Raw genomic sequence first — 23,652 nt, 5'->3', positions numbered from 1 at the left:
GGCCGGGGCCGCCGCCGCGCTGGCCCTGGCGCGGGCCGGCCGGTCCGTGCTGCTTGCGGACGCCGGGGCGGGCCCGGCCAAGCTCGGCGAGGCGCTGCCCGCAGTGGCCAAGGTGCTGCTGCGTGATCTCGGGGCAGGTGAACAGCCGCTGTCGGAGGGGCACTTGACCTGCTACGCGAACCAGTCCGGCTGGGGGTCGGCTGCACTCGGCTCCACCGACTTCATCCGCGACCCGAACGGGCCCGGCTGGCACCTGGACCGGGCCCGGTTCGACCAGGGCCTGCGGGAGGCCGCCCACCGGGCCGGGGCCGAACCCGCCGCGCACACCACCGTCCGGGGCGCCGCTCGGCAGGCCGGCGGCTGGACCGTCACCATGCGGGAGCGGGGCGCGGCGGCCCGGCAGGTGCGGTGCCGGTGGCTGGTCGACGCCACCGGCCGCCGCCGGGCGGTCACCGCCCGCCTCCCGGCCGCGCACCGGCGGACCGACCAACTGTTCGCCAGCTGCCTGGAGTTGGCCCCCGACCCAGCGGGCCGCGCCGCCTCGGGCAGCTCTCTGGTGGAGGCCGTCGCGGACGGCTGGTGGTACACCGCCCCGCTCCCCGGCGGCCGGCGCCTGCTGGCCTACTTCACCGACGCCGACCTCACCGGTCCGCTCGGCCCTGCCGAGTTCCACTGCCTGCTCGGCCGCACCCGGCACGTGGCACCTCGGGCCGCGGCCCACCCGCTGCCCGAGGGTGCGGCACCCCGGCGGGCACCCGCCCACTCCGCCCACCTGGACACCCCGGTCGGCGCGGGCTGGCTCGCGGTCGGCGACGCCGCCACCGCCTTCGACCCTGTCTCCTCCCAGGGCATCCTCACCGCCCTGCACACCGGCATGACCGGCGGCCTCGCCCTCCACGCCCACCTGGACGGCGACCCCGCCGCCCTCGACTCCTACCGCACCAACGTCCGCGCGCTGCTCGCGGCGTACCGGCGCAACCACCACGCGGTGTACGCGCTGGAACGCCGCTGGGCCGACCGACCCTTCTGGCAACGCCGGCACATCCCATCCACCGAAAGGAACCCCGGATGACCACCCGTCACGAAGAGCACGAGGACCCTTCGGTCCACTCCTTCATCCTGTCCGGCCGGGAGGCCGTCTTCGGCTACCACCTGGCGATGTTCGGCATGGCCGAGCACCGCTACCAGGTGGTGCTCGAGTACGGCCTGCCCGCCGACATCGTCGACACCTACCTCAAGGACCAGGCCGACCACCCGGAGAGCTGGCACGCGGTCCGCAACACCCAGGACATGGTGCTGCCACCGATCGGGGACGGCACGGTCACCGAGTACCCGGCCCGGCTGGACCGGGTCACCCAGACCGGCAACGGCGAGGACCGGATCTGGGAGCCGATCTCCGGCGGCTTCACCGCGCGGATCTCACGGGTTCTCACCTTCCGCCGCTTCAGCGCGGAGGACTTCCCCGCCCACGTCACCTACCTGCTCTACGGTCAGGGCGAGGAGGCCCACATCGCCCACCGCCTGGTCGACCGGCCGCACTACGAGCAGATCCTGACGCTGCGCCACCTCCCCGACGGCGTCACCCAGCAGGACCTGGCGAAGGCCGTCGAACTGACCATCCCCACCGTCCCCGACGCCGGCCACAACGACCGACCCTGGACCACCCGCCCCCTCCCCGACCCCAGCTACCCCGCCCTCCTCCACCGCACCCCGGGCGCCCCGCCCCTCCCGATCACCCTCGACCTGGCCGAAGAACGCTGGTGGAACATCACCACCCTGAACCTCTGACCACCCCGGTCAACCTGGCCACGGCCCCCACCACTTGAGTGGTGGGGGCTCCGCCGTGCGAGAGTGGCGCCGTGCGAACCATAGGATGATCGGCGGGATGAGCTGGGAGTCACCGTCGGGTACTGTCGGCTGCTCGACGAACTGACCCGGGATCAGCTGGGCGGGCTGCACTCCGCCAGCGCCGGGTCCTTGTCCCGCGACTTGGTGCGGAACACCTCGCGGCCCCCTTGGCCGGGGCCATCGTGGAGCGGTCCACCTCCACCATCAGCACCGGCACGCCGATCTCCGGAGCCTGCCACACCGCGTCCGGGCGCACCTTCCGGCGGCCGCCCAACGCGAACTCCACCTCCGTCGCCCAGGACATCACCGCGCCGATCCCGCCCGCCGCGCCGGATTCGGTGAAGGGTCAGAGGCGGCTGCGGCGTACCACGGGCCGGGCGGGCGGCACCCGACCGCCGCGCAGGGCGAGGCCGCGGCGCGAGTGCGCTCCAGCCAGCTCGTGACCTGGTTCATCGTGGCGGCGTCGAGGTGGCGGGTGAGCTTGCGGACGGCCCTGTGGTCCTCGTCGGTCATGGTGTGGAGTCCGGCGCGGGCGAGGGCGGTGTACAGGGGGTCGGCGGCCGCTCCGGCGAGCTGGCGGTGAGCCGCGTCGGCGCTCTGCTGGGCCTGGTGGGCAGCCTCGGCGGCGCGGGCGACGTCCTGGCGGTCACGGGCGGTGCACTGGGCGCGGCGCAGGCCGAGGTCGAGGTCGTGGTCCTGGTCGTACGTCTTGCCAAAGGTGGTGGCGGCTTCGCCCCGGATGCGCTGCCACTCCTGGTAGACGGGCGCCGCGTAGACGAGGGCGCTCTCGTCGCTGGCGTCACCGTACCGGCCGACGCCGAGCTGCTCGCCGCCGTCCCGGCCGGGGCGACCCGGATCGAGGACCTGGTCCAGCGCGGCCCCGCCGCCCCGTCTGGCACTCGCTGGGCGACGACCGGCCGGCGCCGTGCGGCTGGACGGGGTTGTCGGGCGGGCCGCAAGGCCCGCTCTGTCCGTCGCTGTTCTGCCTTCCCGGGCAACCGAACGGCCCCCGGCAGGGCCACGATCAGCCACTGCCGGCACCGCACCTCGCCGGGCAGCACGGGATGGGGCGAGGCCGGCCGGGCATCGTGGTGTCCGACCAGGTTCTCGAAGCGGTCGAGCGACGTGGAGTCCCGGCCGGAGTAGACCGGCTCACGACCCGGCTGCGACCTGTTCGCGGACCGGAGGGTCCTACCGCGTGGCCCCGGCCATGGGTGTGCAGTGGTCGGGGCGGTCAGTGTTCGAGGTCGGCGCGCATGGCGATGAAGAGGCGGGCGGCGTCGGCCGGTGTGGTGCGGGGGAAGAGTGCGACGGCGGCGGTGGTGGTGTCGGCCCAGCCGCAGATGACGTCGGTGGCGGTGGCGGACTCGGGAAGGCTGAGGCACTCGAGGGATCCGCCGAGCGGGCCGGGCTGGTACGGCTTGGCGGTTGCGGGGGTGCCGGTGGAGCCGTTCTGCAGGGCGTAGTCGATCAGGCCGCGCCAGAGGTGCTCTCGGCGCTTGTTCGGGTCCTCGGGAACGCTGTCGACGCCGACGAAGAGGATGCGGCGGGCGGAGGTCTGCCCGGCGCGGTTGTAGTCGGCGACCACCAGGTGCATGCCGTCACGCATCTCGCCCGGGTCGACCGGGACGTCGGACACCGCGTCGGCACCGGTGTCCCTGGTGAGCCCGCCGGCGGTCTCGGCCTCGACAAGCGTGTGCTCGCCCGAACCGGCGGGCGAGGAGAAGGACGTTGCGGGCACTGGGGCGAATGCTGCGGAAGCGGTGGCAGCTGCGACGACCTCCGCAACCCGTACGCCACCGAGCTGCGGACGTTGGCGACGTTGGCGACGGGTGAGCGGATCGTGCTGATCGCGGCCTGCGCGGTGACCGCCTCGAGCCCGTCTCTGTGCTGAAACAGCCGGACCACGAGCTGCCCGCCCTCGCCGCCACGATGAACGCGGCCACCATCTCCGGGCTCGGAGCCGCCGACACCGACCCGCAGTAGCCGCTCAACCCCGGGAACAGCCGTCCAGCCCGGTCGATGGCGGTGAATCTGCTGGCGCTGGAGGGACGGGCCGCGCAAGACTGCGCTCCCACTCGCTGTTCGCGCTGCAGCGCGCCTTCGCCGAACGCCTGGGCTCCGGCAAGACGTTCCGGAAGCTCATCGAGCAGGCCGCCGCGGCAGGAGTCATCACCGCCGAGCTCGCCGGCCGGCTCGACCCGGGCCGCCAGCTGCGCGACAAGCTCGCGCACGGCGAACTGACCACCACTGCCCTCACCCCGCAGATGGCCGTCGCGATGGTGAAGGCCGCCTTCGACACCACCGGCCTGCTCTTCCCCGCACCGGCCGCCGACCTGATCTGACTACGCCCACCGGTCTGCGGGCGGCTTGGGCCGGCCCTCCGGTTACCGGCCGACGAGCCACCTTCCTGGGCGACGACTCCGCGCTCATCGCGGGCGAGGTCACCCCGGCAGCCGCTCGCGGCACGAAGGTCGCGGACTTCAACGATCCCGACGGCACCAATCCGGAGATCACCGAACCCGAGGGCGGGTTCGCCAACCAGCCCTGCCGGGGCCGGCGCTGGGGTGGTGCGGCCGGGCTGTCTTCAGGCTGCGGGGGCCGCCGTCGGCGCGCCCGTCTCCTCGATCGTCCGGACGAGGGGCGCGAGCTGCGGGTCCTCGGCGGCCTCGGTGAGGGCCTCGCGGAGGGCGGCCTCGTTGGTGGGGCGGGCCTCCTCCAGGAGCCGCAGGCCCTCGCCGGAGACGTTGGTGTAGATACCGCGCCGGTCGGTGGGGCACAGGTAGCGGGAGAGCAGGCCGCGGTCCTCGAGGCGGGTGACCAGGCGGGTGGTGGCGCTCTGGCTGAGGACGACGGCGTCGGCGACCTGCTTCATCTGCAGGTGGCCACCCTCTCCGTCGTGCTGGCGGCTGAGCACGTCGAGCAGGGAGTACTCACGCACGCTCAGGCCGTGTCCGGCCTGGAGGGCGTGCTCCAGGCGGGACTCGATCCGGCCGTGCAACAGGGAGAGCGCGCACCAGCCGTGGGCCAAGGCGGTGAGAGCGGGGGCGGTGGCGGTCATCGGGGCTCCTTGGTCGGATCATCCCCTCAATGGTTGCACGACAACTAATGCACGCGGAGGTTGACCCCGCTTGCACTTATCCCGCGTATGCAATTATTGTCATCAAACATAACCGTCGCATGCAATCACCTGGAAGGCACCTCCATGCCACTCGCGCTCCTGGCCCTCGCCATCGGGGCCTTCGGGATCGGCACTACCGAATTCGTGATCATGGGTGTGCTGCCCCAGGTCGCAGGAGACTTCGGCGTCAGCATCCCGACGGCCGGCTGGCTGGTGTCCGGCTACGCGCTCGGCGTCGTCATCGGCGCCCCGCTTCTGACCGTGCTCGGCACCCGGGTTCCCCGCAAGAAGATGCTCATGTTCCTCATGGGCCTGTTCATCGCCGGGAACGCCCTCTCGGCCGTCGCCCCCAGCTTCGGCCTCATGCTGACCGGCCGGATCGTCGCCTCCCTCGCGCACGGCGCGTTCTTCGGCATCGGCTCCGTCGTCGCCGCCGACCTGGTCGCCCCGCAGAAGAAGGCCTCCGCGATCTCCCTGATGTTCATGGGCCTGACCGTGGCCAACATCATCGGCGTCCCCGGCGGTACGTACGTCGGCCAAGCCGCAGGCTGGCGCGTCACATTCGCGCTGGTCGCCGCGCTCGGCGTCGTCGGCCTCCTGGGTGTGGCGAAGCTCGTCCCCGAGACCGGCCGCCGGCCGGATTCGGTGAGCGTCCGTGTCGAGTTCGCCGCCTTCCGCAACGCCCAGGTCTGGCTCGCCATGGCGATGACGGTCCTCGGGTACGGCGGTGTGTTCGCCGCGATCACCTACATCACCCCGATGATGACCGAGGTCGCCGGCTACACCGAAGGCGCCGTGACCTGGCTGCTCGTCCTGTTCGGCGTCGGCATGTTCCTCGGCAACCTGCTCGGCGGAAAGTTCGCCGACCGCGCCCTGATGCCGATGCTCTTCACCGCCCTGGCCGCCCTCACCGCAGCCCTGCTCCTGTTCACGGCGACCGCGCACGACAAGGTCCTCGCCGCGATCACCCTCTCCCTGATCGGCGCCTTCGGCTTCGCGACCGTGCCGCCGCTGCAGAAGTGGGTGCTCGACCAGGCCTCGGCCGCCCCGACCCTCGCCTCCGCCGCCAACATCGGCGCCTTCAACCTCGGCAACGCCCTCGCCGCCTGGCTCGGCGGTGTCGTCATCACCGCGGGCCTCGGCTTCACCGCCCCGAACTGGGTCGGCGCGATCCTCGCCGGTACGGCGCTGCTGCTCGCCTTCCTCGCGGCCCACCTGGACCGGCGCACCCGTACCGCCAGCCGCGTCGTCGCCGGGTCCGCGGCAGCCGAGCCCGCCCCGGCCACGGTCTGACCCACCCCTCCCTCCAAGGCCCGGCCCCTCCGTTCCGGCCCTCCCGGACAGTCCCCCGAGAGAGAACCCCTCATGAGCACCACCGCACCGGCCCCCGTCGCCCCGCTGACCATGCAGGAGGCCGAGATACCGATCACTGCCGCCGGTCGCGCAGCGGTGGCTGCCGGAGTCACAGCCGGCGTCACCGTTCTCGACGCGGGCGGCCACCTGCTCGCTGTCCACCGCGACGACCGGCTGATCGGCGCGATTGGCGGCGGCGGCCCCGAACAGGACCACGGCTTCGCCACCACCACGCTCGCCGAGCTCGCCCGATGAGCCGTACGCCGCAGGAAGTCTTCGCCGACCACGGCAACCGGTTCGGCACCGGCGACCTCGACCTGATCAGCCGGAACTACACCGAGGACGCCGTCTTCCTCACCCCCGAGGGCACCCTCACGGGACGCGAGGGAGTACAGCGGGGCATCGGCGCCCTGCTCGCCGATCTGCCGGACGCCGACTGGCAGTTGACCCCGCAGTTCGCCGGTGACGTGCTGTTCCTGCAGTGGAGCGCCACCACCGGCACCCACGAGGTCACCGACGGCGTCGACACGTTCGTCTTCCGCGACGGACTCATCAGCGCCCAGACCGTCCGCTACACGCTCACCACCCGTACGGCCCGTACGACCCGTACCACCCGCACCGCCTGAAAGGCCACCCGCACCATGGCATCGAACAGCACCATCCCCACCGTCACGCTCAACAACGGCGTGGAGATCCCGCAGCTCGGCTTCGGCGTCTTCCAGGTCCCGGACGAGGAGACCACCGCCGCCGTCTCCTGCGCCCTGGAGGCCGGCTACCGCTCCATCGACACCGCCGCGATCTACGGCAACGAGGCTGGCGTCGGCAAGGCCCTCGCGGCCTCCGGCATCGCCCGTGAGGACCTGTTCGTCACCACCAAGCTGTGGAACGCCGACCAGGGCTACGACGCCGCGCTCCGCGCCTTCGACGACAGCCTGGCCAAGCTGGACCTCGACTACGTCGACATGTACCTGATCCACTGGCCCACCCCGGCCCGTGACCTGTACAAGGAGACCTGGAAGGCCATCGAGAAGCTGGTCGCCGACGGCCGGGTCCGCACCGCGGGCGTCTCCAACTTCCAGCCCGACCACCTGAAGCGGCTGATCGACGGCGCCGAGCTCATCCCGGCCGTCAACCAGGTCGAACTGCACCCGGGTCTGCAGCAGAGCGGACTGCGCGCAGTGCACGCCGAGTTGGACATCGCCACCGAGGCGTGGAGCCCGCTCGCCCAAGGCGCCGCCCTCAAGGACAAGGCCGTCACGGCCATCGCCGACCGGCACGGCAAGTCCCCGGCCCAGGTCGTCCTGCGCTGGCACCTGCAGCTCGGCAACATCGTCATCCCCAAGTCGGTAACACCCCAGCGCATCGCCCCGGGGGGGGCGGGGCCCCTGGCGGGGTGTCAGCGGGCGCTGGCGCGGGCGCGGGGCAGGGCGATGACGGAGCGGTGGTGACCGGGCCGGAGCGGCAGCGGCTGGACAGGCGGGCGTGCTGCGGGCGTGTGAGCCTCGACGGACCGGGGCAGGCTGCGGGTCGGATCCGATCCGGGAGCCGGGGGCACCGTGCACAACCATGACGAGCCGGCTCCACCACGGGAAGACACCGGGCTCTCCCCGGCAACGGCCGATGAGGACGGGCCGATGCTGCTCGCACACGTCGGGCTCGCCATAGTCGCCGCAGCCACCACTCTCACCTGGACCCAGGGCTTCCTCTCCGTCGCGGTCTGTATTGCCGGGTTCCACACCGCCCTGATGGCCGTCCAGCTCACCATCCGCCTCGTCCTGCGCCAACACCCCTGGCGCGCCGTCCGGATGACCTACTTCTGGACCTTCGCCACCGCCATCCTCGACCGGCTCCTCCACCACTGCGACGTGATCTCCATCAACGGCCCCAGCTACCGGCTGAAGAACCGCCTCGCAGCCATCGAACGTGACACCGACGCGGCCTGACCAGAGAGCGGGTCAAGCCGATTCGAACTCGACCATCGCGTCGCCCGCAACTGCGGCCGCAGCGAAAAAGTTCCTCAGCTCGCTCAGGTCGGTAGTCAGATCCTCTGCCCATGCCTGGCTCCAAGGCGTGGCGACACCCAGAGCCCCGACCTCTCGTGCCAGTACGACGTCCAGGTCCCTCACCAGGTCGTCGACCGCGACTCGGTTCAGAAAGGCCGAGGCGTCCTGCACCTCGTTGGGGCGAAGCACCCACAGCTCCGTCCCGACGAACCCATACTCAGGGTCTTCCTCGCCCTCGGCCCGTTGCTCACCCCCGAAACCGGCAGCTGAGCGACGCCATCCGAGGTCCCGCCGACTGCTGTCAGCGCGAAGTGCATCAAGTAGCCGTTGCGTTCCACGGACATCACCATGCCGGCCTCGCGGAGCGGCTTGAACTCTGCATCGAACCAGTGCGGCACCAGCACGCCCAGTTCCTTCGGGGAGAGCTCATCCAGCGACTTGCCGGCCACACGCCGCCAGAAGAAGTCCACGCTCATATCGGCACCTACTCCAATGCTGCTGCCCGGCATCCTCGGTGCCGCTCGCGCGACAGGCTAGGAGCCTGGGTCAGTAGTCGGCAACGGGGTTGTGGGTTCAGTTGGGTGCGCGAGATCGTTTGAGGCGATACCCCCGCCGTTGCCTGTTGGAGGACCTCCGTGGCCGACCTTTTGCCCGCATCGCTGCCCGCTCCGCCGTACTACGCGGTGGTGTTCACCTCCGTGCGGACCCCTGGTGAGAACGGCTATGGGGATAGGGCCGAGCAGATGCTGAAACTGGCTGCCGACCAGCCGGGATTCCTCGGCGTCGATTCGGCTCGCGGCGCGGACGGTCTGGGGATCACGGTGTCGTACTGGAGGGACGAGGAGTCGATCGCGGCTTGGCGGGGTCACGCGGAGCACGCGCTGACCCGTGCGCATGGACGCGAGCATTGGTATGCCTCGTTCGCGGTCCACGTGGCCAAGGTCGAGCGCGCCTACGGGTTCACTCGCCCGGCAGATCTGTAGGTGCCACCGCTGCCCATCCTCGTGATCATTCGTGCGGGATGATGTCGGTATGCGTGGTGGGGATGGGCTGTTCGAGGTCGAGCCGGTCGAGAAGAGGCAGCCGCAGGGCCGTGGGGCGGGGGTGGACAAGCGGTTCCGGGTGTTCGATCCGCACCAGGTCCTGCTGCTGCCCCCGTCGCTGGACGGCTGGCTGCCCCAGGACCACCTGGCCCGGTTTGTCGCCGACCTGGTAGACGAGGTGCTGGACCTACGGCCGATCCTGGCCGACTACACCGAGAAGCGCGGCTACCCGCCCTACGACCCCCGGCTGATGCTGCGTCTGCTGATCTACGGCTACACCACCGGGGTGCGCTCCTCGCGGGCGATCGAGCGCAGGTGCGCCGACGACGAGCAGGCCGTCACCGACGCCGGCGACAAGGCCGCCGCCAGGGCCCGCCCCAAGCCCAAGGCCCAGGCCAACTTCACCGACCCCGACTCACGGATCTTGAAGAACAGCGACGGCGCCTACATCCAGGCCTACAACGCCCAAGCCGTCGTCGACGCCGAACACCAGGTCATCACCGCCGCCGACGTGACGACCAACGCCTCCGACGCGCTGAACTACACCACCATGCTCGACCAGTCCGCGGCGAACACCGGCGTCCACCCCAAGCAGGCACTGGTCGACGCCGGATACTGTTCCGAGACCAACCTCGAAGCCGCGAAGGAACGCCAACTGTCCTGCAGCACCGACACGTTCATGGCCACTGGCCGACTCGCCCACGACGAACAGGCCCCACCAGCACCACGCGGACGCATCCCCGCGAACGCCACCCTCAAGGAACGCATGGCCCGCAAACTGCGAACGAAACCCGGCAAGGCCGCCTACAGCCGCCGAAAAGCCATCGTCGAACCCGTCTTCGGACAGATCATGACCTGCCAGACCAACCGCCAACTCCTCCTGCGCGGCGAGGACGGCGCCCGCGGCGAATGGCGACTGCTGGCCGCCTGCCACAACCTCCGCAAGATCTTCCGACACACCGGAACCACCGGACTCGCCGCCCTGGCCGGCTGACCAGCCGGGCCTTCCCGGCCCCGTCACGGGCCCCACTGGGCCGGATACCTGACAGGCAGCACCCGACCACACCCTCGCACGTGCCAGCGGGCAACCGCGACCGATCCCAACGCTCCCCGTCAGCTGGCTGCTTGCCCGTTACCGACCCACGCTCCTAGGTGATCCCTCCGACAAACGGAGCGAAGGCTAGGACGCCAAGCTGAGCACGTTCATCTGTACTTGGCTGATTCCCAATCATGTTTGTCAAGGGTGCCGGTGAACGTGGTGGAGGCCGGGAAGTGATCCCGGCGCTCGTCGCTGCGGCGGATGAGATCATGAACGGATGAACGAGACATCCGCTGCTCTGGCGACGGCTCGGTGGCCGCTGACCGCGGCTGGGGAGACTGATTGGCTGCGGGACCTGGCCGACGATGACGGGCTCACCGGCTTCATGCCGCCGGCACTGCCCGACGCCGCATGGGTGCTCCACTCCATGTACGAACACGAGCTCGGTCCCACCGGAATGTCCTATGTCGCGTATCAACGAGCCGTGCTGAATGGCGGCGGGCCCGAGATCATCCCGGGCCTCGACCCCGCGGACGTGTTGGAGGGGGCGCCGGGCGAGCCCCGCGGCCCCCGTTGGCGCCGGCTGCGGTGGGCGGAGCTCTCGCGGCGGACCGGTGATCCAGTGGCACCCGAGGGTCGGCTGCCCTGCTACCGCTCATTCCCCTCGCTCCGGGAGCCGAGCGGCTGGCCGGTCGGCATCGACGGGCCCTCCGAGGGCAGCCTGGACCGGACCGACTGGAACCGCCTGGTCGACATCCTCACCGAGCACAGCCCGCAGGGAGCGGAGACCCGCTGCCTGGCCTACTACAACCCGCTGTTGCAGAGGGCTGAGGACTTCGACAACCTGCACGTCCGGGCCGGCACGCTCGCGGATGCCAAGGCGTTGTACGACCACCCCGAGGAGGACGGTTGGACGCCATCCAATCTCTGGGCCCAGGACCGGTCCTGGGTCCTCTGCACGGACTATGACCTCTGGGCCACCAAGGTGGCGGGCCCCGCCGCGCTCGTCGAGACCCTCCTGAACGACACGGAGGTCGAGGCCGTACGACTGCCCTGGGCCCTCTGATCCCGACCGCCCGGCCTGGGAACGACCAGGTGTGGCCAAGACGCCAAATGAAGCGCACGGTCACAAGGGCGCTATGCCGAGGTGAGATCGGGGGGCGGCTCGGTGGTGAAGGTGCGTTGGTCTCGGATGAGAGCCCATAGGACGTCGAGACGGCGGCGGGCCAGAGCGAGGATCGCCTGCTTGTGGCTCTTGCCTTCGTTTCTCTTGCGGTCGTAGAAGGTCTTCGAGGTGGGGCAGAAGCGGGCGGCGATCTGGGCGGAGAGGTAGAAGACGCGCAGGAGTCGGCGGTGGTAGCGGTGTGGCCGGCGCATGTTGCCGCTGATGCGACCGAAGTCCCGTGGGACTGGTGCGAGTCCGGCGACGCCGGCGAGTCGGCCCGCACTGCCGAAGGCGTCCATGTCTCCGCCGGTGCAGGCAATGAACTCCGCCCCCAGTAGCGGGCCCATGCCGGGCATGCTGAGGACCACTTCCGCGTGACGGTGCTCTCGGAAACGGACCGCGATCTGCGCGTCGATGTCAGCGATCTCATCGTCCAGAGCCAACACCGCCCTGGCCAGCGTGTTAACCACGGCCGCGGCCGTGGTCTCCCCGGCCACGGCGGTGTGCTGGGCCTGCGCCGCGGCTACTGCCGCCTCAGCCATGGCCTGGGCGCCACGGACTTTACCGCTGACCATGACCAGTGAGCAGAGCGATCAGAAGTGCACCCCCGCCGGCGTTCAGGTCGATGGCCCAGGTCACCGGGCTGTCCTCGGCCAGTGCGAGGACGTCGCCTATCAGCTCCAAGAGGTCGGGTTCATTGTTGGGCACCCCGCGCGAGAGCACCTTCGTCCCGTCCGTGTCGATCACCGTGCAGTGATGCGCGGCCTTGCCGGCATCCGTGCCCGCCCAGAGCTCGGGCACCCGAGCCTCCCTTGCCGATCGGTTGACTGGTCCCTGCAGACGACCACGCCGACGTGTCCTTACGAAGCGATCCCTGTTCGCTCATCCCAATGAGTGGCCGTGTCGTCGCGGGGCACTGGGCGGCCAATCAGCCAAAGCCACACCTACGGCATGAGCACTCGTAGCCACACCCAGGCCCCCGGGTCTCCCGATCGTACGAAGGACCGGAATCAACCCGCCAACAAGGTAAGGAGCACTTTGATGAGTACGCGGACAGGCGGCGAGTTCGCCGCCCCTGCCCGGGTGCGCTGTCATGGTCATCAATCGGCCGATCATGTTCAGACCAGGGTGGAGATGCAGAATGGGTGGCCGGCGGGGTCCAGCAGGACCCTCCACCGATCGGGCTGGAGCTGGGCCGGGGGCTCGACAGCGCCCAGGGCCAGCAGGTGGGCCTGCGCGGAGTCCAGGTCGTCGACGCCCAGATCGATGTGGGCCTGCTTCTCCTGGGAAGGGTCCGGCCAGGTGGGACGCCGGTAGTCGGCCAGCCGGTTGAACCCCAGTCCGGCCGAGCCCTCCTGGCCGAGCAGGACGAAGTCGTCGGTGGAGTAGACGACGGGCAGGCCGAGGGCGTCGCCATAGAAACGGGCCAGCTCGGCGGGGTCCGGGCAGTCGAACGTGACGGCCGCATAGCGGATCGCGGGCGCGGATGTGTTTCCAGTGCTCATGGGTCAGACGCTATGACGGGACTAGGACAGATTCGGTCCTAGTCATGCGGGAACTTCACGATGCGATCAGCAAATCCGCCCGCCTGCCGCGACTGGTGCCGGCGTACAGGTGAACTTTGATGAGTACGCGGACACCTCCCCAGAAACGACTCCCGGACAGCAGCACCAGTGGGTCTCCGAGGTCGAGCCGGGCTCCACCCCCGCTGCCCGTATCCACGCCCTGCCCGCGTTGTACAAGGCGACGGCCGACGGCCTGCCGACGCTGGCGGACAAGGGCTACATCGGCGCGGGCATCGGCATTCGCATCCCCGTGGGACGCCCAAAGGGCAAGTCCGAACGGGCACTTCACGTCGACACCCGCATGTCCAACACCCTGCTGCGGCACGTCCGCGCCCTCGGCGAGCGCACCGCCGCCGAGCTCAAGCAACGATGGCGCACTCTGCAGCACGTCACGCTCAGCCCCAGCCGGACTGGCGACATCGCCCGCGCCGCCCTCGTGCTCAACGGCATCTGGAAGTGATCACCACTGAGAATCAGTCGTATGCTCCGCAGCATGCCGAACTCTGAAGAGGTGATCGGGTCAGCGAATGCGATGCTGATCGAAATGCTGCATCGTGCCGGCGTCAGGGCAGGGTTCGGGCCTTGCCCGGCTGCCGATCTTCAGACGGTGGCTCGGGACCTGCCGTTGTCGGCGGAACTGCGGAACCTCTACGGGACTTCCGGGCCACTCGACACGATCCATATCCCCGCCCCGCTCGGGGGGATCACACTCGCCCCTGCTCGGGACCTGGTGTCCTACCAGTCCTGCTACCGCTGGCACGGCAACGACGGGCACCGTCTGAACGAGTGGCCGGACGAGTGGGTGGTCATCGCCAACCACTCAGGTGATCCGTTCATCGCCGACACCGCGGTGCCGGGCACCCGAGTCGGCATTGCAATCCACGGCGCGGGCTCATGGAAGCCGTTCTGGATTGCCCCTACGCCGGCTGACTTCCTCATGCTGCTGGCTTGCCTCACCCAGGCCTACGTCGTGGAGCACCTCAACCGGCCCGGTGAGGATGAGGACGACGACGAAGGCTGGCCGCCCACCCATCACGACCGGCTCGCCGCACTCCTGTCCGACCACGCACCTGGAGTCGATGCCACAGCATTCCTGAACTACCTGCGCCAATAACCCCGTTGGCTTCTCACTCGACATGCCGGGGCCCCGGTCCGCGCCGGGTACGGTGCGGCTACCCGGCGGACCGGGTCGCTGCTCGCCGAGTCTCGACTCTGCTCATCGAATGCTTCTACCCGCAGACATTGCTCAAGCATTCATGGACCCTCCACGCCGTTGAGAAAACCCCAGTGACCTACACCGCCGGTTCCTCCTCGGAATCCCCAGTCTCGCCGATGTCGTGGCCCCGGTCTTTGAGTCGACGCTGCGCACCAACATCGAAACGGTCCTCGGCGGCTTGCTTGGCACGATCAAGGTCGAAGAGACCGAGCAGGACAGGCTCCATGTGGCGTACGGGCTGGACCCCGACCCGTTCCCGGTCAAATCCGCGCCCCTGGCTGAGGGGGAGGTCTGGCGCGATCCGGACGACCGCTACAGCGGGCCGTGGACCGAGGGCGATATCCGCCACTGGGTCCGCGAGCTGCCGGAGGTCCTGGACGTCGTGGCCGTCGTGAGCCGGCTCTGCAGCACGCCGGATGCGTGGACAGCTTCGGCCCCTCTCGGCGCCTCGCTCTTCCCGGACGAGGCGAAGCCGAGCCACCGCGTCGGCGTGGCGCTCCGCAGGGCCGTCAAGGGCGGCCACCGGCTCGGCCGAAGCAGCGGCCCCTTCGAGCGTGACAAGAAGGAGTTCCGCAGCAGAGTTCCGTCCGAGGTCGCCCGCGTCGTCCTGGACGAGCTCCAGCGCCACCCTCTGCACGCGGAGGCGCTCGCGATCTCCGGGCAACCCCGCACGACGGCGTGACGCGGTCAGCCAGCCGCGGCGGAGCGGGTGCGCAGTTCGGTGTGGACGGTCTTGCCGTACGGCTCCGCGGGTCACGACAGCAGCCTTCCCGGCCGCGGGGCCGGGAAGTCCGCTCGAAGGTGTGACGGCGGGTCAGGGCTTGGGGAAGCCGTAGCGGCTGGCCGGGCAGGCGTACCGGCCCGCCGCCGAGCTCGTCTGCCCGCGACCACCTCAAGGCGTCCGCCCCGATGGTCACCCGGCGATGCGCAGACGAGCGTGGCTCCGGAGTCCTTCGGGGTCGGCTGCCACCCGGCCGGAGTCCGTGATCCACGCGTAGCCGCCCCTACACGGAAGGTCCAGCCGCCGGGAGCGAGCTCGAAGCCCTCCGCCTCCGGCCAGACTTACCGAGCGCTCTTGATCGCGGTCTCTTCGTTCATGATCCACCTCTCTCTGCTGCGCGGCGCCGCCACACCTGGACCCAGCTCGGCCGTTGGCACAGAGCGCCGCGCGTGGCCGAGGGCGGTGCCGTCCCTCGTCGCGTGCTGCTCGGGCTGGCACTCTTCCGGGTGGTTGACGTGCTGATCCGCTGACGGCTGGTCAGTCGCGGCGGTACACCGGGTGGCACGAGAGACCATCACGTCGATCCGGAGGTCCACGTGCACTTTCAGCGATCCGTTGTACGGCGAACCATCACCGCGGTGGCCATCGCGTCAGGGCTGGCGCTCCTGGCGCCCGCGCCTGCCACGGCCGCCCCGCCGAAGCCGCAACGGCAGGTCTACGCCTACGTCACCAGCCTCGACGGCCACGTGTACGTGATCGACACGAGGACCAACAGGGTCCAGGGGCTCGGGACCACCACTGTCGGCGGTGGCCCGGACCAGGTGGCGGTCACCCCCGACGGTGCCAGTCTCTACGTGACGAACGCCTTCAAGTACGTGTCGGTGGTCAACATCGCGAAGACGACCGTCACGGACATCCCCTTCGACAAGAGCGAACTGTCTCCCGACATCCTCTACGGGGAAGCGATCGCCCCCGACGGCAAGCACGCCTACGTGGCCGTCCAGAACCCTTTCCACGGGGACAAGGTGTCGGTGATCGACACCGCCACCAAGCAGGTCTCCGCCACCATCCAGGTCAGCAGGCCCCACCAGGTGGTGATCAGTCCCAACGGCAAGCGCCTCTACGTGACCGGCGACAAGGGCGGCCTGTCCGTGATCAACACCACCAACGATCAGATCATCACCACCATCCGCCTCGACGAGCCGGCCAACGGCATGGCGGTCACCCCCGACGGCAAGCGCCTCTACGTCACCGGGAACAACGGGACCGTCTCCGTGATCAACCTCGCGAAGCGGAAGATCGTCCACACCATCCCCGACGTCGGCACCGGCGGCGTGACGATCAGCCCCAACGGCAACCGGGCCTACGTGGTCGGCGTCGACAACAAGGCCAAGCAGGGCAAGGTGTCGGTGATCAACACCACCACCGACACGGTCACCAAGACCATCCCCATCGGCGACGCCCTGCCGACCAACGGGCCGGGCAGGTACTTCCTTCCCTCGGAGGTGGCCCTCACCCCCGACGGAAAGAACGCCTACGTGGTCGGCTCCTACGGCCACGGGACACCCCAGGGGACGGTGTTCGCGATCAACACCGCGACCGACGCGGTGACCCCCATCACCGTCGGTGCCGGAGACACCATGGGGGTAGCCGTTGGCCGGCTGTGACCGCGACACGAGCGCCCCGGCAGATCCAGGCGGCACGTGAATCCTGCCGACAAAGTCCGAGCATGAACGCCTCCGCCTCCAACGGCGACCACCGCCAAGACGACGATCAGGCGGCCGTCGCGTAGGACCCGGCACGCCCTTGGGCGCCCGGTCTGGTCGGGGCGCTGAGCGGTTGGGTCAGCCCCACCACTCGCTGGTGTCACCGATGTCGTCGCCCTGGTCGCCGTCGGGTCGCGGGGCTTGGTCGAACTTCCCCAACTCGGCGCGCAGCACTTCGGTGATCCGGTCGGCGGCGTCGGCCGGGGCCTGCACGGTGCGCTGCTGGAGGTCGTGTGGGCCGCCGACGGCCGGCCAGACGTCGCGGGCGGCGCCGGGGGCGGCGGTCCGTTTGGTGAAGTCGTCCAGGGCGTCCGCGAGGTCGGCGGCCGCGCCGGTGCTGTCGCTGCTCATCCGGTCAGCGTAGGAGAGCTGCGGGGCGGCGGCTGCGGTGAGCTCGGCCCGGGCGCGGCGCAGTCGGCGCAGGCCGAGGACCGTGGCGGTGGCGATGCGCGAAGCCTCGAGGCCGGGTGATCGAGCGGCATCCCGAGGCGTCACTCCGGAGCCGGTCGATCGCCTTGCCCTCGGGCGGGCGCGGCGGGTAAGCACACAAGGGCCGTTCCGAGGCCGGCACTCCGGATGGTCATGATCAGGCCGCTTGCTCAAGCTGCGTGGTTGTCCGGTGAGGAGCCGGGTTGCTCAGCTCTGCGGGCGGGCGGTGGCCCCGACGTGCTCGCCGAGGGAGGTGAGGATGTCCAGGAGGGCGGCGAGGGGCTGGTACTCCGGGCGTACCGCTGGGGAGACGCCCTGGGACTTGAGGGTGTCCCAGATGTCCCGGACGTGTTCCAGCAGGTCTTCCCGGGCCTGGAACTGGGCGTCGTACGCGGCCCGGTCGAGGAGCCTGAGACGCGCCCGGTCCAGCGTCTCCACCGCTTCGGCGATCGTCAGGCCGGCCCGGCGGATGTCCAGGTCCTCACTCATGCCCATCAGCGCTTATCTCCCGTTTGCCCTGCCACATTCGAGTGCGCCCAAGCCTAGGCAGTGGCAGTCGGCGACGGGGCGCGTTCGAAGGATCCGGGCACCGGTCGGGGGGTGTACGACCGGTGCGCCGCGTGCTGCCCCCGGTGGTCAGACCCGGGAGCCGCGGCACGTGGCGGTGCTACTGCTGGGTGGCCGCCGCGTTGGCCTTGCGGGCGGGCAGGCGGTCCTGGAGGCCGTTCCAGTCGATCGTCTTCTCGTCGGCTCCGTGCTCGCGGGCGAACCGGAGCACCTCGTCCTGGCCGTGGACCGGCCGGCGGGACTTGGGAGAACCGTCGGACGGCTTGAGCTCCACCACCAAGCGGGCCGGGTCGGAGTGGTCCTCGGTCACGACGATCTTCTGGGCGGGCTTGTTCTTGTTCTTGTTCATGACGTCACGCTAGACACCCATCCTGCCACTCTGCGCAGTCACGCCCGCTGAACGGGTGGTCACGGATGGTCACCGCGCCGAGCGCCCGCGGGGCCCCGGTCCCCGGGGACGCCGCGAGAAGTCTCTGCCGGGGACTTCGCGAACTCCCCGGCCAGGGGATCGGACAACACCCTGGTGCCGTCGCCGACGCCTCGGGCCGTGTCGGCTTGGTCGCCCGCGCCTCACCTCGTTCGTTACCGACTCGTGACAGCGGCATATGTGCGTGTGGGTGGACTCGGGCTGCGCTCCGGAGAACACTGGGCGGCCCCCGCAGGAGGGGCACACCGGCCACTGGCGAGGAGCTACATGCTTTGGCGGAAGAACCATAAGGACCGAGAAGCTGAAGCACTGGCAGCCCTTGTCGCTGATGCCCAGCATTTGGACTACGGCGGTGGCTTCGCTCGTGAGCTTCAGCGACAGGAGGGCAAGCCACAGGAGGAGCGGGTGCCACCCCAGCTACCGCGCCGAACCCTGCCGACCGAGCCGTACTACGAGCCGCGACGATGGGCCGGGCGCGAATGAATGATCCCAACATCACACAGCGCCTAGACCGGCCGCCCGGACGGCTCGCCATACCATGACAGGTACCAGCGAGCGGTGGTCCTACGGCTCCGCCACCAACACGCCACCCGTCGCGCCCCACCGCGACGCCCTCTCACCCCAGGAGTCGCAGGCAGCGCCTGGGACGGGGGAAGGCAGCGGCGCCCTCCCCGGGGCTGCTCAGAAGCGGAAGCCCCGGGGACCATCGGGGGCGATGATGCGGACGCCGACGTTGTCGTTCGGGTTGAGGTGGACCAGCGCGGTAAACCACGGCGCAGCCACCTCGGGGTGGCGACGGCGCAGCAGGTCGGCATCTCCGTGCCCCGAAGCTTCGCCTGGCCGCGCAGACTCATCAGCTTCAGCTCGGCTGACTACAGCGCCGGATTGCGCCGCGGGCCGGAGGCAAGGCGCGGATCCGCAGCGGGCATCAGCACAGTCGATTCCTGTCGTGTAGGCCCGTCAATTTAGTTCCCCTGATACCTTTTTGACGTTGTGTCAGTTACCGAACGGTGGCGGCGCGGGGGAATCGTGTCGGCTAACGGACCGTCGAGTCAGCCCTGGCCCCATCCGCCGCGCCCAGCGGATCCGCCACGTCCGGTGGGGCCGCCCACGGCCGGGGTTGCGATCGTGCCCCCGCCTCTGGCGAACCTGCACGGTGGAGCGCCGGGCGCCGTCAACGTCCAGGTCGACCGGTCACCGAAGGCGTCCAGCAGGTCCTCCAGCGGGACGACGGTCGCCTCGGCGTCGGGCTCCGCGACGTGCAGCACCTCGCGGGTTGGTGCCGCCGACGGCGCGGCGGACCAACACCTGCTCGATGAGAGTCAGTTCGTCCCAAGTCTTCACGGCAGAGGATCTTGGCACATTCACCCGGTTCGACCTGCAAAGTTTTCGGGGGGATGCCCGAGGGTGCGGACGACGCTTTGACGGTGGCGGATGTGATGATCACCCCGGCGGGCAGGAGCGCGCTGTACCTCGACTCGGGTGGTTCGGATGGAAACGTGGCAGGACCTCTCGGAGTTGGTGGCCCAGCGTCTGGCGGGCGCGTCGTCCAGCGAGCGCAAGGTGTTCGCGGCCGGCGTCGCGGAGCGGCTGCTGGGTGCGCACGAGGCGCTGCCCGAGAGCGAGCAGGCGCCCTTCGCGCTGAGACTGCGTCCGCTGCTGAACTCCGTCTGGGAGGGCGCGTTGGGCGACACGGCGGCCTTCAAGGCCGTCAACCGGGCGATGGCCGAGTACATGCTCAGTGAGTACTGCCACAACGACGGCCAGGACGGCCCGGACGACGCCGACGAGGACGCTGCCGCGACTGTGCTGTTCGCGGCGGACACTTACCTGCACGGGATCGCGGAGTTCGCCGTCTGGGCCAGTACCCGGGCGGTGGAGGTCATTCACCGTCGTGAGCAGTCCCCCACCCCTGAGCAGGTCGGGGCGCACATCTACGACGGTGTGGACCTTCCGGACCTGGAGGAGGCGCTGGTCCCGGACCTGCTCGCGGAACTCCGTCGCCAGCTTCGCGACCTCGACCTGATCGCGGCCCGGGCCGAGGACATTCGATACTCCCTGCTGGGGCTTCCGATCGACCTTTCGATCCGCCTTCGCGTCGAGCTGCGAGGTCCGCTCTCCGTCCGGGACTGAACGGCCGGGCCAAGGTCCGCCAGGACGCCGCCAGGTCATGCGGCAACGGCCTCTGCCAGGGAGGCGACTGCGGGGAAGGCAGTGCCTTCGTCGAATCGCTCGTGGTGCTGGAGGCAGTGGTGGAGCTGCCCAAGCAGTCGGTTGAACAGATGGCGTTGGGCGGCGGCGTGCCAGTCTCCGTGCTCGCGGCGGGCGGGTAATGGGCGCCGGCTCCGGGTGAGGCGGTGAGGGCGGAGAACGCCCACAGGTACCCAACATGGTTGAGGCGGTCGTTCTTGACCATGCGCCGGCCCATGTGGCTCTTCTTCCCGGAGGCGCGGGTGACGGGTGCCGCTCCAGCGTAGGCCTTGAGGCCGCGGGCGTCGGCGAAGCGGGTGTGGTCGTCGCCGACTTCCGCCAGGACGCGCGCGGCGAGCTGGACGCCGAGGCCGGGGAAGGACAGCAGGATCTCGGCGTCCGGGTGCTGGGGGAAGAGCTCCTCGACGGCCTGGGCGAGTTCGTCTGAGGCCTGGCAGGTGGCGTCGAGCTGGTGCAGGAGGGCGAGCATCTGCTTGCCGAGGGCGTCCTCGACGAGCAGGGGCTGGTGGGCGTAGTTGCCGCTCGCCGACCTGGCCGACAAGGGCCTGCTCACCGTGGATGTGGCCACCACCTTCCCGCTGGAGCGGGCGCGGGGGGGGCCTTCCGCTTGAGCGGGTGTCAATGGCCTTGTGGCATAGGGTAATTCGCTTGGACGGCGACGCTGCTGTAGTGATACTGGCGCGATGTTCTCCGATGCCGACGCGGCCGCGCTCTACGACCGGCTGAACCCCTGGGACCCGGACCTCTGGCCGGGAGACGCCTTCTACGACGGCCTGGTGGCGGCCGCCGGTTCGGTGCTGGACGTCGGCTGCGGGACCGGCCAGATGCTCCACCGGGCCCGCGAGCACGGCCACACCGGACGGCTTGCCGGGATCGACCCGGACCGCGCCTCGCTGGACCGGGCCCGGCGCCGCGCGGACGTCGAATGGGTCGAGGGGACGGCGGCGAAAGCGGCCTGGCACGGCGAGTTCGAACTCGCCACCATGACCGGCCATGCCTTCCAATGCCTGGTCACCGACGAGGAGTTGACTGCCTCGCTGGCCGCCGTCCGAACCGCGCTGCGTCCGGGCGGCCGCTTCGTCTTCGAGACCCGCCACCCCCAGGCCCGCGCCTGGGAGAGCTGGAACCCGGCGAACGGCTCCGAGGTCACCGACCCCACCGGCCGCACCCTCTGGGTGGAGCACCGAATCGAGTCCGTCACCGGCGACGTGGTCACCTTCACCGAGACCACCGCGGAGGCGGGCACGGTCCTGCGGACGGACCGGAGCAGTCTGCGCTTCCTCGCCGCCGCGACCCTGGACATCTTCCTCGACGCCGCAGGTCTCGTCGTCGAGGACCGCTACGGCGACTGGCGCCGGGGGCCGCTGACCGCCGACAGCCGGGAGATCGTCACGATCACCCGCCGCCCGTAGCCGGTACGAGCCCGGACCGGGCGGGGGGCAGGAGCCGAAAGACGCGGCGCCGGAAGGTGCCGGAGGCACGGGAGGCCTTGGCGTCGGGACCCAGGATGGCGTAGCCGACCATGCGGCCGTCGCGGTGGTAGGCGGGGCGGCCGCGGCGGGTGGTGAAGCAGTCCAGCGCTTGGCGGACGAAGTCGAGGGTGGTGGTGTCTTCGAGCCAGATCGGGTCGGTCTCGTGGGCGAGCTCGGCCGGGTCGATCAGCGCGCTCACGGAGCCGGCTCCTCGGTGTCGTCGGCGATCAGGCCGGAGCGGAACCGACCGCCGACCGCACCCGGCGCAGCAGGCCGACCGGACGGTCAGGGCTGATGCAGCCATTCGAAGGCGCAGGTAGCCCTGCGCTTCCCGTCTGTCGACCAGCGTCTGTCCGACGGCACCCCGGTGAGCAGTGAGCTTGCTCCGAGCACCGCCTGGCCGGCCACCGAGCTGCTTGCACCAGAGTCGGCGACCAGCCAGGCATCACACGCTGCGGGCGCCGGGCAGAGCTTCTCCGTCGCGTCCCGGGCCGGACCGACCGGTTATCTCCCACGTCATCTCAATGTCCCGAGAGCCACGGTCTGCCCCTGATGGCTTCCAGAAGCCCGTCCAACGCCTCGAGGGCAGCCCGATAGTCCTTCCCCTCCGGGCGGGCGGCGTCCGAAGGCCGGAGCAGCAGGACGCCCGCCAGGTGTGCGACGACGTGGCGAGCAGCGCCACACTCGTCCTGTCCATGCACGTTCGACCTCCTTGTTCCACCGGATGCCTCGTGAGCGAGCCGGGACGATCTGCGTGATCGACACTGCGTCTGGGGGACACCGACATCGTCATGGAGGATCTGCAGTGAGAGTTCGAAACGGTCTCGTCAGCGTCGTCGCCGCCGTCAGCCTCGCGGTGCTGGGTACGGGAGGGGTGACCGTTGCCCACGCCGCCGGGCCATCCGGGACGGCGCCCTCGTCCGGCGGGGCGGCTGTTGCGGCTGCCCAGCTGACGCTTGCGCAGCTCACGAGCAAGGTCATGGCAGAGGTGCAGGCACGGTATCCCTCGGTGACCACGCTCATGCTGGCCAGCGGTGAGTCGCCGACCGGCCCCACCACCGTGATGACGGATGTGACCCAGTGGGAGTTCGTGATCAACAACTCCACCCAGGGCGCAGTCGGCAGCGTGGATGTGCTGGCTGATCTCGACGGCACGATCTCCGGCATGACGACGCACGCGCAGCGGTGGGGCGGAGTCCTGCCGATCACCCCGCCGGTCACCATGGAGCCGACCGAGGCATACAGCATTCTGCAGGCGGCCGGGCACACGGACGCCTACCAGTTCGTCTCGCTGGTGAAGCCGCTGGTCGCCGACCCACACCTGCAGTACCACTTCTCCAACACGCTCGGGGGTCAGGGCTACGCGGTGAACACCGACGTGCCCCACACCGTCGCCCCGATCCTCCCCGGCGCCCTCGGCGCCCTGGAGCCCGACGACTGCTGACCCACGCTCAACGAGTCGGCATCGGCGGGCTCTTCACCACCACTCCGCCTGCCCCGACGCTCCGCCCGCCCGCCACCACCTACCCGCCACCACTCATACCTCGCCCGGTGGGGACGGGGCGGCACGCACCAGCGACACGGCCGAAGGGGTGTGGCCGCAGGCGCGAGGACGCGGCGGGCACGCCAGGTGAGGTGCCTGGTCCTGTCCCCGGCGGTGTACCGGTAGCTACGAGCGGGGGGGGGGGGGGGGGGGGGGGGGGGGG

General features: G+C 70.2%; 24 protein-coding genes and 4 pseudogenes. 17 read left to right on the top strand and 11 right to left on the bottom strand.

The features are described 5' to 3' along the window. Positions 1-1,072 (top strand): NAD(P)/FAD-dependent oxidoreductase (locus tag ACXJMZ_RS35555; protein WP_457034146.1); only part of this gene is annotated, 1,072 nt, incomplete at its 5' end. After that, positions 1,069-1,788, top strand: a complete 720-nt coding sequence (locus ACXJMZ_RS35550; protein WP_457034145.1) for a hypothetical protein — start codon at positions 1,069-1,071, stop codon at positions 1,786-1,788. The genes ACXJMZ_RS35555 and ACXJMZ_RS35550, both read left to right, overlap by 4 nt. A 363-nt stretch (positions 1,789-2,151) precedes the next feature. On the opposite strand, the gene ACXJMZ_RS35545 is transcribed toward ACXJMZ_RS35550, so the two are convergent. The 3 genes from ACXJMZ_RS35545 to ACXJMZ_RS35535 all read right to left on the bottom strand — a co-directional run bounded on the left by ACXJMZ_RS35545 (position 2,152) and on the right by ACXJMZ_RS35535 (position 4,909). Then, positions 2,152-2,880, bottom strand: coding sequence for a hypothetical protein (locus ACXJMZ_RS35545; protein ID WP_457034144.1), 729 nt, complete (start codon positions 2,878-2,880; stop codon positions 2,152-2,154). 202 nt (positions 2,881-3,082) lie between these two features. Beyond that, positions 3,083-3,589 carry a hypothetical protein gene (locus ACXJMZ_RS35540; protein ID WP_457034143.1) on the bottom strand — a complete coding sequence of 169 codons (507 nt, stop codon included), beginning with the start codon at positions 3,587-3,589 and terminating at the stop codon, positions 3,083-3,085. Between the two features lie 846 nt (positions 3,590-4,435). After that, the gene (locus ACXJMZ_RS35535; protein ID WP_457034142.1) at positions 4,436-4,909 is read right to left on the bottom strand and encodes a MarR family winged helix-turn-helix transcriptional regulator; all 474 of its coding nucleotides are present in this window, start codon (positions 4,907-4,909) and stop codon (positions 4,436-4,438) included. A 144-nt stretch (positions 4,910-5,053) separates the two neighbouring features. Here ACXJMZ_RS35535 and ACXJMZ_RS35530 point away from each other — a divergent pair, with 144 nt between their 5' ends. The 5 genes and pseudogenes from ACXJMZ_RS35530 to ACXJMZ_RS35510 form a co-directional block, all read left to right on the top strand. After that, positions 5,054-6,262, top strand: coding sequence for an MFS transporter (locus ACXJMZ_RS35530; protein WP_457034141.1), 1,209 nt, complete (start codon positions 5,054-5,056; stop codon positions 6,260-6,262). Positions 6,263-6,334: 72 nt separating this feature from the next. Then, the gene (locus ACXJMZ_RS35525) at positions 6,335-6,577 is read left to right on the top strand and encodes a hypothetical protein (protein WP_457034140.1); all 243 of its coding nucleotides are present in this window, start codon (positions 6,335-6,337) and stop codon (positions 6,575-6,577) included. Then, on the top strand, positions 6,574-6,948 hold the full coding sequence (locus ACXJMZ_RS35520; protein ID WP_457034139.1) for a nuclear transport factor 2 family protein: 375 nt from the start codon (positions 6,574-6,576) through the stop codon (positions 6,946-6,948). Before ACXJMZ_RS35525 ends, ACXJMZ_RS35520 begins: the two co-directional genes overlap by 4 nt. Positions 6,949-6,963: 15 nt before the next feature. Next, on the top strand, positions 6,964-7,770 hold the full coding sequence (locus ACXJMZ_RS35515; RefSeq protein ID WP_457034138.1) for an aldo/keto reductase: 807 nt from the start codon (positions 6,964-6,966) through the stop codon (positions 7,768-7,770). 378 nt (positions 7,771-8,148) lie between these two features. Then, positions 8,149-8,265 (top strand): annotated as a pseudogene (locus ACXJMZ_RS35510) (ATP-binding protein); the annotation flags it as partial. A gap of 12 nt (positions 8,266-8,277) precedes the next feature. On the opposite strand, the gene ACXJMZ_RS35505 reads toward ACXJMZ_RS35510, so the two are convergent. Next, the gene (locus ACXJMZ_RS35505) at positions 8,278-8,514 is read right to left on the bottom strand and encodes a hypothetical protein (protein ID WP_457034137.1); all 237 of its coding nucleotides are present in this window, start codon (positions 8,512-8,514) and stop codon (positions 8,278-8,280) included. A gap of 446 nt (positions 8,515-8,960) precedes the next feature. On the opposite strand from ACXJMZ_RS35505, the gene ACXJMZ_RS35500 reads away from it, so the two are divergent. The 3 genes from ACXJMZ_RS35500 to ACXJMZ_RS35490 all read left to right on the top strand — a co-directional run bounded on the left by ACXJMZ_RS35500 (position 8,961) and on the right by ACXJMZ_RS35490 (position 11,473). Further along, positions 8,961-9,308, top strand: a complete 348-nt coding sequence (locus tag ACXJMZ_RS35500) for an antibiotic biosynthesis monooxygenase family protein (protein WP_457034136.1) — start codon at positions 8,961-8,963, stop codon at positions 9,306-9,308. A gap of 121 nt (positions 9,309-9,429) precedes the next feature. After that, the gene (locus tag ACXJMZ_RS35495; protein WP_457034147.1) at positions 9,430-10,362 is read left to right on the top strand and encodes a transposase; all 933 of its coding nucleotides are present in this window, start codon (positions 9,430-9,432) and stop codon (positions 10,360-10,362) included. Between the two features lie 322 nt (positions 10,363-10,684). Further along, positions 10,685-11,473, top strand: a complete 789-nt coding sequence (locus ACXJMZ_RS35490) for a hypothetical protein (protein WP_457034135.1) — start codon at positions 10,685-10,687, stop codon at positions 11,471-11,473. 71 nt (positions 11,474-11,544) lie between these two features. Here the strand turns inward: ACXJMZ_RS35490 and ACXJMZ_RS35485 are convergent. Together ACXJMZ_RS35485 and ACXJMZ_RS35480 are read right to left on the bottom strand one after the other, a co-directional pair. Then, positions 11,545-12,373: pseudogene (locus ACXJMZ_RS35485) on the bottom strand (transposase). Positions 12,374-12,690: 317 nt separating this feature from the next. Further along, the gene (locus tag ACXJMZ_RS35480; RefSeq protein WP_457034134.1) at positions 12,691-13,077 is read right to left on the bottom strand and encodes a VOC family protein; all 387 of its coding nucleotides are present in this window, start codon (positions 13,075-13,077) and stop codon (positions 12,691-12,693) included. 109 nt (positions 13,078-13,186) lie between these two features. On the opposite strand from ACXJMZ_RS35480, the gene ACXJMZ_RS35475 reads away from it, so the two are divergent. From ACXJMZ_RS35475 to ACXJMZ_RS35460, 4 genes are all read left to right on the top strand, one after another. Further along, positions 13,187-13,597, top strand: a complete 411-nt coding sequence (locus ACXJMZ_RS35475) for a transposase family protein (RefSeq protein WP_457034133.1) — start codon at positions 13,187-13,189, stop codon at positions 13,595-13,597. A gap of 33 nt (positions 13,598-13,630) precedes the next feature. Next, on the top strand, positions 13,631-14,251 hold the full coding sequence (locus tag ACXJMZ_RS35470; RefSeq protein WP_457034132.1) for an SMI1/KNR4 family protein: 621 nt from the start codon (positions 13,631-13,633) through the stop codon (positions 14,249-14,251). Between the two features lie 223 nt (positions 14,252-14,474). After that, entirely contained in the window at positions 14,475-15,035 is a 561-nt protein-coding gene (locus ACXJMZ_RS35465; protein ID WP_457034131.1) for a hypothetical protein, read from the top strand. A gap of 677 nt (positions 15,036-15,712) precedes the next feature. After that, on the top strand, positions 15,713-16,741 hold the full coding sequence (locus tag ACXJMZ_RS35460; RefSeq protein WP_457034130.1) for a YncE family protein: 1,029 nt from the start codon (positions 15,713-15,715) through the stop codon (positions 16,739-16,741). Between the two features lie 177 nt (positions 16,742-16,918). On the opposite strand, the gene ACXJMZ_RS35455 is transcribed toward ACXJMZ_RS35460, so the two are convergent. The 3 genes from ACXJMZ_RS35455 to ACXJMZ_RS35445 all read right to left on the bottom strand — a co-directional run bounded on the left by ACXJMZ_RS35455 (position 16,919) and on the right by ACXJMZ_RS35445 (position 18,185). After that, on the bottom strand, positions 16,919-17,335 hold the full coding sequence (locus tag ACXJMZ_RS35455) for a hypothetical protein (protein ID WP_457034129.1): 417 nt from the start codon (positions 17,333-17,335) through the stop codon (positions 16,919-16,921). Between the two features lie 141 nt (positions 17,336-17,476). Next, a complete protein-coding gene (locus tag ACXJMZ_RS35450; RefSeq protein WP_457034128.1) occupies positions 17,477-17,764 on the bottom strand; it encodes a hypothetical protein in 288 nt (95 codons plus the stop codon). 172 nt (positions 17,765-17,936) lie between these two features. After that, positions 17,937-18,185: a hypothetical protein gene (locus ACXJMZ_RS35445; protein WP_457034127.1), complete on the bottom strand. Its 249-nt coding sequence runs from the start codon at positions 18,183-18,185 to the stop codon at positions 17,937-17,939. 1,569 nt (positions 18,186-19,754) lie between these two features. On the opposite strand from ACXJMZ_RS35445, the gene ACXJMZ_RS35440 reads away from it, so the two are divergent. Further along, the gene (locus ACXJMZ_RS35440) at positions 19,755-20,396 is read left to right on the top strand and encodes a hypothetical protein (protein WP_457034126.1); all 642 of its coding nucleotides are present in this window, start codon (positions 19,755-19,757) and stop codon (positions 20,394-20,396) included. Between the two features lie 35 nt (positions 20,397-20,431). Here the strand turns inward: ACXJMZ_RS35440 and ACXJMZ_RS35435 are convergent. Then, positions 20,432-20,991, bottom strand: a pseudogene (locus tag ACXJMZ_RS35435) (transposase); the annotation flags it as partial. A 166-nt stretch (positions 20,992-21,157) separates the two neighbouring features. On the opposite strand from ACXJMZ_RS35435, the gene ACXJMZ_RS35430 reads away from it, so the two are divergent. Further along, on the top strand, positions 21,158-21,886 hold the full coding sequence (locus tag ACXJMZ_RS35430; protein WP_457034125.1) for a class I SAM-dependent methyltransferase: 729 nt from the start codon (positions 21,158-21,160) through the stop codon (positions 21,884-21,886). A gap of 16 nt (positions 21,887-21,902) precedes the next feature. Here ACXJMZ_RS35430 and ACXJMZ_RS35425 read toward each other — a convergent pair. Further along, positions 21,903-22,145, bottom strand: a pseudogene (locus ACXJMZ_RS35425) (DUF6009 family protein); the annotation flags it as partial. Between the two features lie 810 nt (positions 22,146-22,955). Between ACXJMZ_RS35425 and ACXJMZ_RS35420 the strand changes: the two are divergent. Beyond that, entirely contained in the window at positions 22,956-23,390 is a 435-nt protein-coding gene (locus tag ACXJMZ_RS35420) for a hypothetical protein (protein ID WP_457034124.1), read from the top strand. The last annotated feature ends 262 nt before the right edge of the window (positions 23,391-23,652 follow it).

The sequence above is a fragment of the Kitasatospora sp. P5_F3 genome (assembly GCF_054049135.1).
The sequence above is the reverse complement of the archived record's forward strand: the minus strand, read 5'-3'. Positions and strand labels throughout refer to the sequence as shown.

Coding starts and splice junctions, on each gene's coding strand:
- ACXJMZ_RS35490 (WP_457034135.1), top strand. CDS start 10,685: ATGAACGAGACATCCGCTGCTCTGGCGACGGCTCGGTGGCCGCTGACC.
- ACXJMZ_RS35515 (WP_457034138.1), top strand. CDS start 6,964: ATGGCATCGAACAGCACCATCCCCACCGTCACGCTCAACAACGGCGTG.
- ACXJMZ_RS35440 (WP_457034126.1), top strand. CDS start 19,755: ATGGAAACGTGGCAGGACCTCTCGGAGTTGGTGGCCCAGCGTCTGGCG.
- ACXJMZ_RS35450 (WP_457034128.1), bottom strand. CDS start 17,764: ATGGGCATGAGTGAGGACCTGGACATCCGCCGGGCCGGCCTGACGATC.
- ACXJMZ_RS35470 (WP_457034132.1), top strand. CDS start 13,631: ATGCCGAACTCTGAAGAGGTGATCGGGTCAGCGAATGCGATGCTGATC.
- ACXJMZ_RS35525 (WP_457034140.1), top strand. CDS start 6,335: ATGAGCACCACCGCACCGGCCCCCGTCGCCCCGCTGACCATGCAGGAG.
- ACXJMZ_RS35550 (WP_457034145.1), top strand. CDS start 1,069: ATGACCACCCGTCACGAAGAGCACGAGGACCCTTCGGTCCACTCCTTC.
- ACXJMZ_RS35430 (WP_457034125.1), top strand. CDS start 21,158: ATGTTCTCCGATGCCGACGCGGCCGCGCTCTACGACCGGCTGAACCCC.
- ACXJMZ_RS35445 (WP_457034127.1), bottom strand. CDS start 18,185: ATGAACAAGAACAAGAACAAGCCCGCCCAGAAGATCGTCGTGACCGAG.
- ACXJMZ_RS35530 (WP_457034141.1), top strand. CDS start 5,054: ATGCCACTCGCGCTCCTGGCCCTCGCCATCGGGGCCTTCGGGATCGGC.
- ACXJMZ_RS35535 (WP_457034142.1), bottom strand. CDS start 4,909: ATGACCGCCACCGCCCCCGCTCTCACCGCCTTGGCCCACGGCTGGTGC.
- ACXJMZ_RS35520 (WP_457034139.1), top strand. CDS start 6,574: ATGAGCCGTACGCCGCAGGAAGTCTTCGCCGACCACGGCAACCGGTTC.
- ACXJMZ_RS35480 (WP_457034134.1), bottom strand. CDS start 13,077: ATGAGCACTGGAAACACATCCGCGCCCGCGATCCGCTATGCGGCCGTC.